At 69.4% G+C, this 15,025-nt stretch carries 15 protein-coding genes; all 15 read left to right on the top strand.

Annotation, left to right across the window (positions count from 1 at the left end; all coding sequences use genetic code 11):
• The first annotated feature begins 92 nt into the window (after positions 1 to 92).
• The 15 genes from ACZ41I_RS24230 (at position 93) to ACZ41I_RS24160 (ending at position 15,025) form a co-directional block, all read left to right on the top strand.
• Positions 93 to 1,352, top strand: a complete 1,260-nt coding sequence (locus ACZ41I_RS24230) for an MFS transporter (RefSeq protein WP_363216668.1) — start codon at positions 93 to 95, stop codon at positions 1,350 to 1,352.
• Between the two features lie 9 nt (positions 1,353 to 1,361).
• Positions 1,362 to 2,723, top strand: a complete 1,362-nt coding sequence (gene pafA / locus ACZ41I_RS24225) for a Pup--protein ligase (protein WP_351242663.1) — start codon at positions 1,362 to 1,364, stop codon at positions 2,721 to 2,723.
• A 142-nt stretch (positions 2,724 to 2,865) separates the two neighbouring features.
• Positions 2,866 to 3,870 (top strand): FKBP-type peptidyl-prolyl cis-trans isomerase, encoded by a 1,005-nt coding sequence (locus tag ACZ41I_RS24220; RefSeq protein WP_399771117.1) that lies wholly within the window; start codon positions 2,866 to 2,868, stop codon positions 3,868 to 3,870.
• An 84-nt stretch (positions 3,871 to 3,954) separates the two neighbouring features.
• Positions 3,955 to 4,326, top strand: a complete 372-nt coding sequence (locus ACZ41I_RS24215; RefSeq protein WP_351206614.1) for an FKBP-type peptidyl-prolyl cis-trans isomerase — start codon at positions 3,955 to 3,957, stop codon at positions 4,324 to 4,326.
• A 168-nt stretch (positions 4,327 to 4,494) separates the two neighbouring features.
• Positions 4,495 to 5,448, top strand: coding sequence for a helix-turn-helix transcriptional regulator (locus tag ACZ41I_RS24210; RefSeq protein WP_468515031.1), 954 nt, complete (start codon positions 4,495 to 4,497; stop codon positions 5,446 to 5,448).
• 14 nt (positions 5,449 to 5,462) lie between these two features.
• On the top strand, positions 5,463 to 6,455 hold the full coding sequence (locus tag ACZ41I_RS24205) for a helix-turn-helix transcriptional regulator (protein ID WP_363216671.1): 993 nt from the start codon (positions 5,463 to 5,465) through the stop codon (positions 6,453 to 6,455).
• 213 nt (positions 6,456 to 6,668) lie between these two features.
• Positions 6,669 to 6,929: a CpXC domain-containing protein gene (locus ACZ41I_RS24200; RefSeq protein ID WP_363216697.1), complete on the top strand. Its 261-nt coding sequence runs from the start codon at positions 6,669 to 6,671 to the stop codon at positions 6,927 to 6,929.
• A gap of 10 nt (positions 6,930 to 6,939) precedes the next feature.
• A complete protein-coding gene (locus ACZ41I_RS24195; protein ID WP_363216672.1) occupies positions 6,940 to 7,134 on the top strand; it encodes a hypothetical protein in 195 nt (64 codons plus the stop codon).
• Between the two features lie 235 nt (positions 7,135 to 7,369).
• On the top strand, positions 7,370 to 7,654 hold the full coding sequence (gene tatA / locus ACZ41I_RS24190) for a Sec-independent protein translocase subunit TatA (RefSeq protein WP_363216673.1): 285 nt from the start codon (positions 7,370 to 7,372) through the stop codon (positions 7,652 to 7,654).
• A 46-nt stretch (positions 7,655 to 7,700) separates the two neighbouring features.
• Entirely contained in the window at positions 7,701 to 8,642 is a 942-nt protein-coding gene (gene tatC / locus ACZ41I_RS24185) for a twin-arginine translocase subunit TatC (RefSeq protein WP_399771125.1), read from the top strand.
• 99 nt (positions 8,643 to 8,741) lie between these two features.
• Positions 8,742 to 11,594, top strand: coding sequence for a DEAD/DEAH box helicase (locus ACZ41I_RS24180; RefSeq protein WP_363216675.1), 2,853 nt, complete (start codon positions 8,742 to 8,744; stop codon positions 11,592 to 11,594).
• Positions 11,595 to 11,936: 342 nt separating this feature from the next.
• A complete protein-coding gene (locus ACZ41I_RS24175) occupies positions 11,937 to 13,610 on the top strand; it encodes a sensor histidine kinase (protein ID WP_399771128.1) in 1,674 nt (557 codons plus the stop codon).
• On the top strand, positions 13,607 to 14,011 hold the full coding sequence (locus ACZ41I_RS24170) for a roadblock/LC7 domain-containing protein (RefSeq protein ID WP_351242683.1): 405 nt from the start codon (positions 13,607 to 13,609) through the stop codon (positions 14,009 to 14,011). The genes ACZ41I_RS24175 and ACZ41I_RS24170 overlap by 4 nt, the downstream gene beginning before the upstream one ends.
• Entirely contained in the window at positions 14,008 to 14,424 is a 417-nt protein-coding gene (locus ACZ41I_RS24165; RefSeq protein ID WP_363216677.1) for a DUF742 domain-containing protein, read from the top strand. The genes ACZ41I_RS24170 and ACZ41I_RS24165 overlap by 4 nt, the downstream gene beginning before the upstream one ends.
• Positions 14,405 to 15,025, top strand: a complete 621-nt coding sequence (locus ACZ41I_RS24160; RefSeq protein WP_363216678.1) for a GTP-binding protein — start codon at positions 14,405 to 14,407, stop codon at positions 15,023 to 15,025. The genes ACZ41I_RS24165 and ACZ41I_RS24160 overlap by 20 nt, the downstream gene beginning before the upstream one ends.

Here is a 15,025-nt window from a genome sequence, read left to right as displayed (position 1 = left end):
TGAACAGCGCACATGGTACGTATGGGAGCGGGAGTTATACGTAAAACGTAGGGGCGTCGAGGCGTTCCGGTCGAGTCGCTGGAGGGCAGCACATGGCCACGGGATATCTGGAGATACTCCGGGCGCGGCACGCGCTGCGGCTGCTCACCGGCACGTTGGTGGGCCGGCTGCCCAATGCGACCGCGGCGATCGCCCTGGTGCTGTTCGTGCGCGCCGAGGGCGGCACGTACAGCCTGGCAGGCGCTCTCGCGGCGGTCTACGGGGTGGCGAACGCCGTGGGTCAGCCGGTGCTGGGGCGCCTCGTCGACCTGTACGGGCAGCCGCGGGTCCAGTTGCCGGCGGCCGTGCTGGCGGCGCTGTCGATGACGCTCTTCGCGTTCTGCGGTACTGATCCGCTGCCGCTGGCGTATGCGGCGGTGGCGGCGGCCGGTCTGTTCACCCCGCCGCTGGAAGGGGGGCTGCGGGCCTTGTGGCCGTCGGTGCTGCGCGGGGAGGAGCAGGTGCACACGGCGTACGCCATGGACGCGATCGCGCAGGAGATCATGTTCACCGTGGGGCCGCTGCTGGTGACGCTGTGCGTGTCGCTGTGGGACGAGCGGGCCGCCCTGCTGGTGCTGAGTCTTCTGGGGGTGCTGGGTGCCCTCTCGGTGGTGGTGTCGCCGCCTTCGCGTGCGTGGCGGTCGGCTCCGCGTGAGGCGCACTGGCTGGGCGCTCTGCGTTCGCCGGGGCTGCTGGCGCTGCTCGGTGCGTTTCTGTTCGTCGGTATCGCGCTGGGTTCGATCACGGTGGCGTCGGTGTCGTACGCGGACGGTCATGGTGGTGACGCGGTGTACGGCTGGATGATGGCGGGGCTGGGTCTGGGGGCGCTGGTCGGTGGCACGGTGTACGGGGCGCGCCAGTGGGCGGGGGTGCCGGAGCGGCGACTGCGGGTGCTGGTGGCGCTTCTGGCGGTGTGTTATCTGCCGTTGACGGTGACGCCGGGTGCGGTCGCGATGGTGCTGCTGGCGGTGGTGTCGGGGGTGTTCCTGGCGCCGTGCATCGCCTGTGCGTTCATCATCGTGGACCGGCATGCGCCGAGCGGGACGGTCACCGAGGCCTTCTCCTGGCTTGTGACGACGTTCACGGTGGGTGCCTCGGTGGGGACGGGGGTGGCGGGGCCGGTGGTCCAGGCCGGTGGTGCGGTGTGGGGTTTCGCGGTTCCGGGTGCGGCGGGGGCGGTGTCGTTGCTGGTGCTGCTCGGCACGGGGCGGGTCCTCGCAGCTCCCGCGCGGGGCGGGGTCGTTGCGTGTTCATCGGAAACTGATCCAAATCGTGCTGTCGAACCCCGTTTCAGCTCAGGGGATCGGGCGTAATGTTCAGTCATGGACCGCCGCATTTTCGGGCTGGAGAACGAGTACGGCGTCACGTGCACGTTCAGGGGACAGCGGCGCCTGTCTCCTGACGAGGTGGCGCGGTACCTCTTCCGCCGTGTCGTGTCATGGGGCCGCAGCAGCAATGTCTTTCTGCGAAACGGTGCCCGGCTGTATCTCGACGTGGGCTCACATCCGGAATACGCGACACCCGAATGTGACAACGTGATCGAACTGGTCACCCACGACAAGGCCGGCGAGCGCATTCTCGAAGGACTCCTGGTGGACGCGGAACGACGCCTGCACGAGGAGGGAATCGCGGGCGACGTCTACCTGTTCAAGAACAACACGGACTCGGCGGGCAACTCCTACGGCTGTCACGAGAACTATCTGGTGGCCCGGCACGGGGAGTTCTCGCGGCTCGCGGACATCCTCATCCCGTTCCTGGTGACACGGCAGCTGCTGTGCGGGGCGGGGAAGGTGCTGCAGACGCCGCGCGGTGCGGTGTACTGCGTCAGCCAGCGCGCGGAGCACATCTGGGAGGGTGTGTCCTCGGCGACGACCCGTTCGAGGCCCATCATCAACACGCGTGACGAGCCGCATGCGGACGCGGAGCGGTACCGCAGGCTGCATGTCATCGTCGGTGACTCGAACATGTCCGAGACGACGATGCTGCTGAAGGTCGGTGCCACGGACCTGGTGCTGCGCATGATCGAGGCGGGCACCGTGATGCGTGATCTGACCCTGGAGAACCCGATCCGGGCGATCCGCGAGGTCAGTCATGACATCACCGGCCGCCGCAAGGTGCGTCTGGCCAGCGGCCGGGAGGCCTCCGCGCTGGAGGTGCAGCGGGAGTACTTCGACAAGGCCGTGGATTTCTGCGATCGCCGCAGTATCCGTACGGGGACGGTCGCGCAGGTGCTGGAGCTGTGGGGCCGTACGCTGGACGCGATCGAGAGCGAGGAACTGGACCGGATCGCCACCGAGATCGACTGGGTGATGAAGTACAAGCTCATCGAGCGGTACCGGGCCAAGCACAACATGACGATGTCGCATCCGCGGGTCGCCCAGATAGACCTCGCCTACCACGACATCCACCGTCGTCGTGGCCTGTACTACCTGCTGGAGAAGAAGGGTCAGGCGGCCCGGGTCTGCAACGACTTGAAGATCTTCGAGGGCAAGTCAGTTCCGCCGCAGACCACTCGTGCGCGGTTGCGCGGTGACTTCATCCGGCGGGCACAGGAACAGCGCAGGGACTTCACGGTCGACTGGGTGCATCTGAAGCTCAACGACCAGGCGCAGCGGACCGTGTTGTGCAAGGACCCGTTCCGTTCCGTGGACGACCGGGTGGAGAAGCTGATCGCCGGAATGTAGGGGAAAGCGGGCGAGTCAAGCATTCCGGGTGTGCAATGCCGGAACGCCACACGGGCGTCGTACGTTTCCCGTACGGCGCCCTTCTCTCGCCGTAGAGTTGCGCGCACGCCATCACAGGACCGACCGATTACGAGGCTCTTCCGTGCGCCGACGCTCCCTCATCCTCGCTGCCGTACCCGCAGGACTGGTCACTGTTGCCGGTTGCGGTGACGGCACGTCCGGTTCCAGCAAGGCGAGTGCCTCGCCGTCGCCGTCGGTGTCCGCGCCGCCTCCGCCGAAGATCGTGGAAGGACCGCTGCCGGCGATCACGGCGGGTACGAAGTTCGGGGAGAAGCCGACCGTGGCCAAGGGGCCGGGTGAGCCGTCGAAGAACCTGGCGGCGAAGACGGTGATCGCGGGCAGTGGCCGTCCGATCGCGGAGAACGAGTTCGTCCGGGCGGACTACCTGGGGCAGATCTGGGACACGGGCAAGGTCTTCGACAACTCCTACGACAAGAAGCGGCCGCTGTTGCTGCAGCTGTCCCAGGGGCAGGTCATCGACGGCTGGCGGTATGCGCTGGCGGGCAAGAAGGTCGGCAGCCGGGTCGAGATCGCGGTGCCGCCCACCTGGGGTTACGGCAAGTCGGGTGAGCCGCGGGCGGGCATCAAGGGGACGGACACGCTGGTGTTCGTCATCGATCTGATCGATGCCTTCAACTCGAAGAGCTCGGTCAAGGGCAAGCCGGTCGCGCAGACGGACGCCGCGCTGCCGAAGGTGGCCACCAACACGGACGGCAATGTGCCCAAGGTGACCGTACCGAAGACGGATCCGCCGAAGAAGCTGGTCTCGACGTATGTCCTGGAGGGGGACGGTCCCGAGCTGAGGGCGGACCAGGCGGTGCTGTGCCAGTTCCAGGGGCTGGTCTGGGACAGTGGCAAAACCTTCCAGCGGACGTATGGCTCGGGTCGGCTCGCGCAGTTCGCGCTGGAGCAGATGCAGCAGGCGGTCAAGGGTCTGGCACAGGGTCTGACCGGCAAGAAGGTGGGCAGCCGAGTACTGATCGTGGTGCCGCCGGAGCTGGGTTACGGCGACACTCCGCCGAGTGGTGGTGTGGTCAAGAAGGGCGCGACGCTGGTGTTCACGGTGGACATCCTCGCGGCGTTGTAGCGGGCGGTGTCCGCGGGGGCGCCGGGGGTGGGGAGATGAAAGACTGTCCACGTTTCGTGTCGTACACAAGCAGGAGCTTTTGACGTGAGCATCGATAAGCCCGAGATCGACTTCCCGGGCGGCGAGCCCCCGGCGGACCTTGAGATCAAGGACATCTGGGAGGGCGACGGGCCGGTGGCGCAGGCGGGTCAGACCGTCACCGTCCACTATGTGGGTGTCGCCTTCAGCACGGGTGAGGAGTTCGACGCCAGCTGGAACCGGGGCACCCCGTTCCGCTTCCCGCTGGGTGCGGGCCGTGTCATCGCGGGCTGGGACCAGGGTGTGCAGGGCATGAAGGTCGGCGGCCGCCGCCAGCTGACGATCCCCGCCCACCTCGCCTACGGCAACCAGAGCCCGACCCCGGCGATCAAGCCGGGCGAGACCCTGATCTTCGTGGTGGACCTGCTCGGCGTCTGATGCCGGTCTGATCCACGCCGGTCCGCTCCCGGTCGACCGGCCGGGTGCGACCGGATCCGATCACCTGGGGCCCATGCCTGCTCGGGCGTGGGCCCTCGGCTTTGCCACCGCACTGCGGAGCGGTACGGTCATCGCTCGGAAGCACCATAGGAAAGGCGAAGGGCGTCGATGGCCATTGCCAAGGCCGAGCGGCTGATGAACCTCGCGCTGTGTCTGCTCGGCACCCGTCGGCCGCTCAGCAAGCGCGAGCTGCGCGAGTCCATCGAGGCCTACCTCGAAGCAGGATCCGACGACTCCTTCAACCGGATGTTCGAGCGGGACAAGGACGACCTGCGTGAGCTGGGCCTGGTCATCGAGACGGTGGAGAACCTGGACGGCGAGGTCGGCTATCTGGCCCGCCGTGACAGCAACCGCCTGCCGCCGATCACCCTGGACGCCGAGGAGGCCGCGGCGCTCGGGCTGGCCGCGAAGGTGTGGCAGCAGGCCCGCCTCGCCGGTGCCGCCAGCGGTGCCCTGCAGAAGCTGCGGGCGGCAGGACTTCCCGAGGACGTCGACCCGTACGAGGCGCACGGTGCGCTGGAACCGCGTATCCCGGTGCACGAGGCCGCCTTCGAGCCGCTGATGCTGGCCTGCCGGGACCGCCGTCCGGTCCTCTTCGACTACCGCAAGGCCTCCGCCGTCCACCCCGAGCCCCGGCATGTGGAGCCGTGGGCGCTGGAGTGCTGGCGCGGGCACTGGTACCTGGCCGGTTTCGACCGGGACCGTGGTGCCGAGCGCGTCTTCCGGCTCTCCCGGATCACCGGCCGGGTCCGCTCGCGCGGTACGGGCTTCACCGCTCCCGTGCCCGACGTCGTCACCGTCCGGGAGACCGTGGCGAGCTGGGCGGGCGAGATCGCCGACGGTACGGCCCTGATCCGACTGCGCTCCGGCGCCGGTTACCCCCTTCGGGCGAAGGCCGCCGTGGTCCGGGAACTCGGTGACGGCTGGGACGAGTTGGAGATTCCGTACGGGCACGGCCTGGACGCCTGGCTGGTGGAGTTCGGGCCGGACGTGGTGGTCCTGGAGCCGGCCGAGCTGCGCGCCGACGTGGTGGACCGGCTGCGTGCCGTGGCGAAGGGCTGAGGGGGAGCAGGACTGTGGCAGGCAAACCGGTCAGGCCCGTGAACGCCATCGACCAGACCCGGCGGATGCTCTCCCTGGTGACCTATCTCCGGGAGCGTCCCGGCGCGCGGATCGCGGACGTCGCGCGTGCCTTCGGTATCACCGAGGACGAACTGGTCGCCGATCTCGATCTGCTGCCCATGTGCGGCACCAGCTTCCGCGGCGGCGATCTGCTGGACATCGACACCGACGGCGAGCGGATCTGGTGGCACAATCCGGCCGCGCTCGGCGAGGAGGCGGCCGAGCCGCTGCGGCTCGCCGCCGATGAGGCCACGGCCCTGCTGGTCGCCGCCCGCGCGGTGGCCACGCTGCCGGGCCTGCGTGAGGGCGACCGGCAGGCCCTGCTGCGGGCCACCGCCAAGGTGGAGGCCGCCGCCGGTGAGGCCGCCGGCGCGAGTTCCCGGCTGTCCGTGACCTTCGAGTCCGAGGGCGGAGTCTTCGCCGATGTCGACCGGGCGATCTCCGAGCGCCGCCGGCTGTGGATCCGCTACTACTCCCCGGCCCGTGACGAGGTCACCGAGCGCGAGATCGACCCGATCCGCCTGGTCAGCGTCGGCCACACCTATGTGGAGGCCTGGTGCCGCCGCTCCGAGGCCCGGCGCACCTTCCGGCTCGACCGGGTCGCGGAGATCAGGATCCTGGACGAGCCGTCCGCGCCGCCCGAGATCGAACTGCGGGACCTGTCCGAGGCCCTGGTGCAGCCGGCCGCCGAGGATCCGGAGGTCGTCGTCGAGGTCGGCCCGGGCGGCCGCTGGGTGGCGGAGTACTACCCGCACGACAGCGCCGATGAGCTTCCCGACGGCGGGCTGCGTATCACTCTGCGCACCCCCGATCCGGCCTCCCTGCGCCGGCTGGCGCTGCGGCTCGGCCGCGACGGCCGGATCGTCTCCCCGCCGGAGCTGGCCGAAAGCGCCCGGAGGGCAGCCGCGGAGGCCTTGGCGGCGTACGACACGGCGCCGTCGGCGTGAGCCGGCGGGGTTGCTGCGGCAGGGCCGGCGAGGGGCGCACCCGCAGGGGCGCGGGGCTGTGCCGGATATGGGGCTCCGCCGCGATGGAGGTCCGCCCGGGTTCGAGCGAAGCCGGGCACTCGGGGGAGCGACCGGCCACCACGGCGCCGCAGACGATCGACGGCACATCACGGCAGGAAAGAGGAGCAGGCTGTGAGCGAGTGTGCGGGTGAGATGACAGTGGCGGCCGCCTTCGGCGGGATGAGAAGAGTGGCCCCCGTGGTGTTCAAGGCGGGCTGCCCCGACTGCCGGGGCCGCTTCGAGCTCGCCGCGAGCGCGCTGCGTCTCGCCATCGGCGCCAGCAGACGGACGACGTTCTACTCCTTCACCTGCCCCGAGTGCGGTGCCGCCGTCCGCAAGCCCGCCGGGGAACGCATCGTCGAGCTGCTCACCGGCGGCGGGGTCCGGACGCTCAGGCTGCACACCACCGTCTAGTCTCGACGTCATGTTCTGGCCGATGTTCGCGGTAGTGCTGGGTTTCCTGGGTCTCGCTGTGCTGGGGGTGCTCGCCGTCCGGGTCTTCCTGGAGGCGCGGCGCCTCGGTCAGCAGGTCGCGGACTCCGCGAGCCGTATCAACAGGGCGGCGGAAGACCTGGAGCGGGCGGCCGTGAGTGCGGCCCGGGCCGTGGACACCCTGTGATCGCGTGATGTTGTGCGCTTTGGGGCACTTCGCCCTGTCACCGTGCCCGCCCAGGAAGGTACGCTGCTGGTCGCGGCCCGGAGAACGAGGCTCGGTCCGCAGAGCAGGAGTACGCACGGGGATTGTCCACCGTTCACCCCAGGGCGTTACGATCGCTGCCAGCACGATGGTCAGACATTTGTCCGGCCCGTCGGACATGCCCCGCCGCCCCGCCTCGGTGAGAAGGTGAAGATTTATGTTCCGCAACGGACTTGAGCCGTGGCACCTGGTGCTGCTGATTCTGGTGATCCTCCTGGTGTTCGGCTCCAAGAAGCTCCCGGACATGGCGCGCTCGCTCGGCAAGTCCGCTCGCATCCTGAAGAGCGAGGCGAAGGCGATGAAGGACGACGGCAAGCAGTCCGCCGGCACCGCCCAGTCCGCCGAGGAGCCCGCTCCGGCTCAGCGCACGATCCAGGCCGCCCCCGGCGATGTGACCAGCTCCCGCCCGGTCAACGAGCCGACAGACACGACCCAGCGCTGACGCGAGGGCCGGGGGTCCGGTCCACTGCACGAGATGAGGATGTGGGTTGCTCAAGTCTGCCCGCAACAAGGAGAGGGATCCCGAGGGGCGGATGCCGCTCGCGGATCACTTGCGTGAGCTGCGCAACCGGCTCGCGAAGGGTGTCCTGGCGATCGTGGTCGTCACGATCGTGGCGGCGTTCTTCTACAGGGACATCGTCAACTTCATCACCGAGCCGGTGCTCAAGGAGATCGGCTGCGACCAGTCCTTCGGTGAGCTGGCCAAGGCGAAGAACGTCCACTGCGCGCACATCACCGTCAGCGGGCTGCTGGCACCGTTCACCCTGGTCCTGAAGGTCGCCCTGATGGCCGGTGTCGTGCTCGCGTCGCCGGTCTGGCTCTACCAGCTGTGGGCGTTCGTCGCGCCGGGCCTGCACCGTCACGAGAAGAAGTACGCCTACGCGTTCGTCGGTTTCGGCTTCCCGCTCTTCCTCGGCGGCGGTTACCTCGCGTTCCACGTGCTGCCCACCACAGCGCGGGTGATGATCAACCTCACGCCGAGCGGCGCGGAGAACCTGCTGCCGCTGGACGACCTGCTGGACCTGGTCACCCGCATGATCGTCGTCTTCGGCCTCGCCTTCGAGATGCCGTTGCTGCTGGTCATGCTCAACCTCACCGGCGTCCTGTCCGGGCGGCGCATGCTCGGCTGGTGGCGCGGCATGGTCGTCGGCATCACCGCCTTCGCGGCCGTGGCCACGCCCAGCCCCGACCCGACGATGATGCTGGCACTGGCGGCGCCGATCTGGGTGCTCTACTTCATCGCCGTGGCCATCGCGCTGCTCAACGACCGGCGCCGGGCCCGCCGCGAAGCCGCAGGTCCTGGCGACGACGAGGCGTCCGAACTGGACCTCACGCCCGAGGAGATCGGCGATGTGGAGGCGGTGACCGCGAGCACCGCACCCGAGCTGCCCGGCACGGACCGGGTCAACGGCTACGACGACGTGACCTGAGCCCGCGCCGCACCGAGCCGCGCACGATGCCCCCGCCCTGCAAGGGCGGGGGCATCGCTCTGTGCCGGTCGTCCTTGTCGATCAGCCCACTTCCGGATAATGATCGTCCTGTTGTCAGTGGCGCCCGGTACGCTCGGAAGCACGATGACAGAGGACCTCTCACCGGCCGAGCGGTACGCGGCAGCCCGCAGGCGGGCAGCCGAGCAGGCCACCGCGCTCGCGTCCTTCCGCGAGATGTACGACTTCGGCCTCGACCCCTTCCAGATCGAGGCCTGCCAGGCACTCGAGGAGGGCAAGGGTGTACTGGTGGCCGCCCCCACCGGCTCGGGCAAGACGATCGTGGGCGAGTTCGCCGTCCACCTCGCCCTCCAAGAGGGCAAGAAGTGCTTCTACACGACACCCATCAAGGCGCTGTCGAACCAGAAGTACGCCGACCTGTGCCGTCGCTACGGCACCGGCAAGGTCGGCCTGCTCACCGGCGACAACAGCGTGAACTCCGAGGCGCCGGTCGTCGTGATGACCACCGAGGTCCTGCGGAACATGCTGTACGCCGGCTCCCAGACCCTCCTCGGCCTCGGCTACGTGGTCATGGACGAGGTGCACTACCTCTCCGACCGCTTCCGCGGCGCCGTCTGGGAAGAGGTGATCATCCACCTGCCCGAGTCGGTGACCCTGGTCTCACTGTCGGCGACCGTCTCCAACGCCGAGGAGTTCGGTGACTGGCTGGACACCGTCCGCGGCGACACCGAGGTGATCGTCTCCGAGCACCGGCCCGTGCCGCTGTTCCAGCACGTGCTCGCCGGACGCAGGATGTACGACCTGTTCGAGGAGGGCGAGGGCCACAAGAAGGCCGTCAACCCCGACCTGGTCCGCCTGGCCCGTATGGAGGCGACGAGGCCGTCGTACCAGGACCGGCGGCGCGGCCGTGCGATGCGCGAGGCCGACCGGGAGAGGGAGCGCAGACAGCGCGCCCGGGTGTGGACGCCGGGCCGCCCCGAGGTCATCGAGCGGCTGGACGCCGAGGGCCTGCTTCCGGCCATCACCTTCATCTTCAGCCGTGCCGCCTGCGAGGCCGCCGTCCAGCAGTGCCTGTACGCGGGCCTGCGGCTCAACGACGAGGAGGCGCGGGAACAGGTCCGCGCCCTGGTCGAGGAGCGCACGTCCCACATCGCGCCGGAGGACCTGCACGTCCTCGGGTACTACGAATGGCTGGAGGGCCTGGAGCGGGGCATCGCCGCCCATCACGCGGGCATGCTGCCGACCTTCAAGGAGGTCGTCGAGGAGCTGTTCGTACGTGGCCTGGTCAAGGCGGTGTTCGCGACCGAGACCCTCGCGCTCGGCATCAACATGCCCGCCCGCTCGGTGGTGCTGGAGAAGCTCGTCAAGTGGAACGGCGAGCAGCACGCCGACATCACACCGGGCGAGTACACCCAGCTGACGGGCCGTGCGGGCCGCCGGGGCATCGACGTCGAGGGGCACGCGGTCGTGCTGTGGCAGCGCGGCATGAGCCCCGAGCACCTCGCCGGCCTCGCGGGCACCCGCACGTACCCGCTGCGCTCCAGCTTCAAGCCGTCGTACAACATGGCGGTCAACCTGGTCGAGCAGTTCGGCCGGCACCGCTCGCGCGAGCTGCTGGAGACCTCCTTCGCACAGTTCCAGGCGGACAAGTCGGTCGTCGGGATCTCCCGCCAGGTGCAGCGCAACGAGGAAGGCCTGGCCGGCTACAAGGCCTCCATGACCTGCCACCTCGGCGACTTCGAGGAGTACGCGCGGCTGCGCCGCGAGCTGAAGGACCGGGAGACCGAGCTGGCCCGGCAGGGCGCGAACCAGCGGCGCGCCGAGGCCGCCAGTGCCCTGGAGCGGCTCAAGCCGGGCGACGTCATCCACGTGCCCACGGGCAAGTACGCCGGTCTGGCCCTGGTGCTGGACCCCGGCCTGCCCGCCGGCCGGTCCAACGGCCACCGCGGCTACGATCACTACGACGGGCCGCGCCCGCTGGTGCTGACCGCCGAACGGCAGGTCAAGCGGCTGGCGTCGATGGACTTCCCGGTGCCGGTGGAGCCGCTGGACCGGATGCGGATCCCGAAGTCCTTCAACCCGCGCTCGCCGCAGTCCCGCCGCGACCTGGCCTCCGCGCTGCGCAGCAAGGCCGGGCACATCCCGCCGGAGCGGGCCCGCAAGAAGCGCTCGCAGGCCGCCGACGACCGCGAGATCGCCCGGCTGCGGACCGCGATCCGCGCCCACCCGTGCCACGGCTGCAACGACCGTGAGGACCACGCCCGTTGGGCCGAGCGCTACCACCGGCTGCTGCGCGACACCTCGCAGCTGGAGCGCCGGATCGAGGGCCGTACGAACACCATCGCGCGGACCTTCGACCGGATCGTGGCCCTGCTGACCGAGCTGGACTATCTGCGCGGCAACGAGGTCACCGAGCACGGCAAGCGGCTCGCCCGGCTGTACGGCGAACTCGACCTGCTGGCCAGCGAGTGCCTGCGCGAGGGAGTCTGGGAAGGGCTCGGCCCGGCCGAACTCGCGGCCTGCGTCTCGGCGTTGGTGTACGAGGCGCGGGTCGGCGACGACGCGATGGCGCCCAAGCTGCCCTCGGGCAAGGCGAAGGCCGCGCTCAGCGAGATGGTGCGGATCTGGGGCCGGCTGGACGGTCTGGAGGAGGATTTCCGGATCAACCAGACCGAGGGCGTCGGACAGCGGGAGCCGGACCTCGGCTTCGCCTGGGCCGCGTACATGTGGGCCTCGGGCAAGGGGCTCGACGAGGTGCTGCGCGAGGCGGAGATGCCGGCGGGGGACTTCGTACGGTGGTGCAAGCAGGTCATTGACGTTCTGGGCCAGATTTCCGCCGCCGCGCCCTCCGAGGGATCGACCGTGGCGAAGGCCGCGCGCAAGGCCGTGGATCAGTTGCTGCGAGGGGTTGTCGCCTACTCGTCGGTGGGGTGACCGGTCGTCTCGCGGATGCGAGGTGCTGTGAAGGGGCTGCTTCTGCGGCCCCTTCACTCATTACGGGGGGTGCTCTCGCACGCCCGGGCTGCGTTACCGAACGCGTTCGAATGATAGCCCAGCGTGTAAATAATCCGAGCGTACTCCTGTTGCGCAGGCGATTTCAGGTGCTTGCCGAATATGACACGGCGATGATCCGGTCGGACTAAGCTCGCCCGCGGCGCACCGAGTTGAGGTAATTCGTGCGCTTGTTCCCAAACATGCGACAGATCCCAACAGTTCCATGAACCTTCCCCCCGAAAGCTCTCCCGACACCCAGCCGATTCGTCTCAGAAGGCATCCATGGTGAGTGTTCAGAAGCCTCCCGGCGGCCGCGAACGTCCCTATGCGCGCGTGCTGTTGCCCCCGGCCATAGTGATGGCCGCCGCGACCGGAGCCGCCGTCGCCCTGGCGCCGGCGTCGGCCCGCATGGCCGTCGGCGCGCTCGGGGCGCTGGCCCTGCTGCTGGTCCTCGCCACGGGTGCGGAGGCCGCCCGCCGCGGCCGCAGGCTCCGCGAGCAACAGGCCGAGTACGCCCGTCACACCGCGTATCTGGAGCGCCGGCTCGCCGCCCACGACCAGCTGATCGCGCGCTTCGCCGCCGACGTCATCCCGTACGGCCTGCAGCGGCTGCGCGCCGGCGAACCGCTGCGGGACGTACTGGTCAACGTCTACGACACCGACCCCGAACTGCGCGGTCTGCCCGAGATGTACCGCGAGATGTACCGGGTCGCGCTGCGCGGCGCCGACCACGAGATCTCGATGCGCGACGCCACCGAGCGCTCCTACGTGAGCATCGCCCGCCGCGTCCAGGCCATCGTCCACCAGCAGTCCAATGAACTGCGGGAGATGGAGGAGGACCACGGCCGCAACCCCGAGGTCTTCGACGACCTGCTGCGCATCGACCACGGCACCTCGCTGATCGGCCGCCTCGCCGACACCATCGCCGTCCTCGGCGGCGGCCGCCCCGGCCGCCAGTGGCCCCTGCCGGTCTCCCTCTACAGCACGCTGCGCGGCGCCATGTCGCGCATCCTGGAGTACCGCCGCATCCAGCTGAACTCGATCGTCAACATCAACATCAAGGGCACCGCCGTCGAGCCGGTCATCCACGCCGCCGCCGAACTCCTCGACAACGCCACCCGCTACTCGCCGCCCTCGACCAAGGTGCACGTCAACGCCACCGAGGTGCAGGCCGGCATCGCCATCGAGATCGAGGACGCCGGCGTCAGCCTCAGCGAGGAGTCCCGGGCCCGCATCGAGCAGATGATCGAGGACGCCAAGAACGGCGACGACGCCCACAACCTCGGCGAGAACCCGCGCCTCGGCCTCGCCGTCGTCGGCCGCCTGTGCAAGTTCTTCGACATGGAGGTCTCGCTGCGCGCCTCCGCCTACGGCGGCGTCCGCGCGATCCTCATCGTGCCGCGCGTCATGACCACCACCGAGCCCGGAGTCGGGGCCGCCCACGGCATCGGCGCCACCGGCGCGCCCGTGCCCGCGCTCGGCGCCGTCGAGGGCCCCAAGCGCCCGCCGAAGAGGCGCCGTCCCACCAGCCCCAAGATCCCCGCCGGGATCACCATGGAGGACGACGTACCCGAGGTCACGGAGTGGACTGCGGGCGGACTGCCGCAGCGCCGCAGCCGGATGAAGACCCCGCTGAGCCAGCGCTTCGCCGAGAAGGCGGAGGTCGAGCGGGCCGAGCGCGAGGGCAGGCCCACCGTCTGGTCGCAGCCCAGGACCGCCCCGAAGCCGGAGCCCGAGATCGACCCCGAGCGCAAGAAGCTCATGGAGCGGCCGATCGGCCAGGGGATCGAGGACTTCTGGAACGGCCTGCGCAAGGGCATGCCCGAGGGCGCCACCGGGCCCGAACTGACCGACTTCACAAGGCACCCGGAAAAGTACGTGCACCTGCTCAACGACTATGCGGACGAGCCCGTCGAGGGCGCCACCGAGGCCGACGACGAGGGGGACCTCAAGTGATCCAGCAGCGAGGCAACATCGACTGGATGCTCAAGCAGCTCAACGACGGCGTACCGGGCATCGAGATGATCGTGGTCCTCTCCGCCGACGGACTGCGCATCGCCCGCTACGGCGGCGACCCCGACGCCGCCGACCGTGTGGCCGCCGCCTGCGCGGGCGTACAGAGCCTGGCCGGCGCCATCATCAAGGAGCTCCCCGGCGCCGGCGACATGCAGGTCGTCGTCTTCGAGATCGACGGCGGCTACTTCTATCTCATGAACGCCGGCGACAACGCCTACCTCGCCGTGCTCGCCGACGTGACCTGCGAACCGGGCCGGATGAGCGGCATGATGCGCGACCTCGTCGTACGGATCGGCGCCCATCTCACCAGTCCGCCCCGGCGGAACGGGCAGACCGTATGACTCCTCCACGACGCAAACGGCGTGAGCCGAAGCCCCCGCCCCCTCCGCCGCCGCCCGCGCCGAAACCGGAGGACGCAGAGGCCGAGCCCAAGAACCCCGAGCGGCTGTACACCGTCGCCGGATCCGAGGACGGCGCACGCGCCAAACTCGACCTCGTGACCTTGATCGTGGCGCGCGACGCCCCCCAGCCGGCCGCCTCACCGGAGCAGGCCGCGGTCCTGCGGCTGTGCGCCAACCCCCTGTCCGTGGCCGAGCTGTCGGCCTATCTGAACCTGCCGTTCAGCGCGATGACCGTCCTGATCACCGAGCTGATCACGGCCGAACTGGTGCAGGTACGCGCCCCGATCGTCCGTCAGGTCGTACCCGACCGTTCACTCCTCGAAGCGGTGATGCATGGACTTCAAAGGCTCTGACACCATCCCCGGCCCGCGCACCGAGGATCATCTGCCGCACACGGCCCAGGCCGCGGTGAAGATCGTGATCGTGGGCGGCTTCGGTGTCGGCAAGACCACCATGGTCGGCTCCGTCAGCGACATCAGACCGCTGACCACCGAGGAGACCATGACCCAGGCCGGTATCGGCGTGGACGACAACTACGGCTCCGAATCCAAGACCGCCACCACCGTGGCCATGGACTTCGGCCGCATCAGCATCACCGACAAGCTGGTGCTCTACCTCTTCGGCACCCCCGGCCAGGAGCGCTTCTGGTTCCTGTGGAACGGCCTGTTCGAAGGCGCGCTCGGCGCGGTCGTCCTCGTCGACACCCGGCGTCTGGAGGTCAGCTTCGACGTCATGGGCCGGCTGGAGGAACGCGGCGTGCCCTTCGTCGTCGCCGTCAACTCCTTCCCGGACGCTCCCCATTACCCCGTCGAGGAACTGCGCACCGCACTCGATCTGACCCCGGAGATCCCGATCATCGAGTGCGACGTGCGCCGCCGGGCCTCCAGCAAGGACGTCCTGATGACCCTGATGCGCTTCCTGCACTCGATCGCCCTGACCGGCGCCCTCACCTGA

Source organism: Streptomyces sp. NPDC030799 (genome assembly GCF_055572255.1).
The sequence above is the reverse complement of the archived record's forward strand: the minus strand, read 5'-3'. Positions and strand labels throughout refer to the sequence as shown.

Bases quoted from the DNA above. Each gene is read 5' to 3' on its own strand.
- ACZ41I_RS24230 (WP_363216668.1), top strand. From the start codon at position 93: ATGGCCACGGGATATCTGGAGATACTCCGGGCGCGGCACGCGCTGCGG.
- pafA (WP_351242663.1), top strand. From the start codon at position 1,362: ATGGACCGCCGCATTTTCGGGCTGGAGAACGAGTACGGCGTCACGTGC.
- ACZ41I_RS24210 (WP_468515031.1), top strand. From the start codon at position 4,495: ATGGCCATTGCCAAGGCCGAGCGGCTGATGAACCTCGCGCTGTGTCTG.
- ACZ41I_RS24200 (WP_363216697.1), top strand. From the start codon at position 6,669: ATGACAGTGGCGGCCGCCTTCGGCGGGATGAGAAGAGTGGCCCCCGTG.
- ACZ41I_RS24195 (WP_363216672.1), top strand. From the start codon at position 6,940: ATGTTCTGGCCGATGTTCGCGGTAGTGCTGGGTTTCCTGGGTCTCGCT.
- tatA (WP_363216673.1), top strand. From the start codon at position 7,370: ATGTTCCGCAACGGACTTGAGCCGTGGCACCTGGTGCTGCTGATTCTG.
- ACZ41I_RS24180 (WP_363216675.1), top strand. From the start codon at position 8,742: ATGATCGTCCTGTTGTCAGTGGCGCCCGGTACGCTCGGAAGCACGATG.
- ACZ41I_RS24175 (WP_399771128.1), top strand. From the start codon at position 11,937: ATGGTGAGTGTTCAGAAGCCTCCCGGCGGCCGCGAACGTCCCTATGCG.
- ACZ41I_RS24165 (WP_363216677.1), top strand. From the start codon at position 14,008: ATGACTCCTCCACGACGCAAACGGCGTGAGCCGAAGCCCCCGCCCCCT.
- ACZ41I_RS24160 (WP_363216678.1), top strand. From the start codon at position 14,405: ATGGACTTCAAAGGCTCTGACACCATCCCCGGCCCGCGCACCGAGGAT.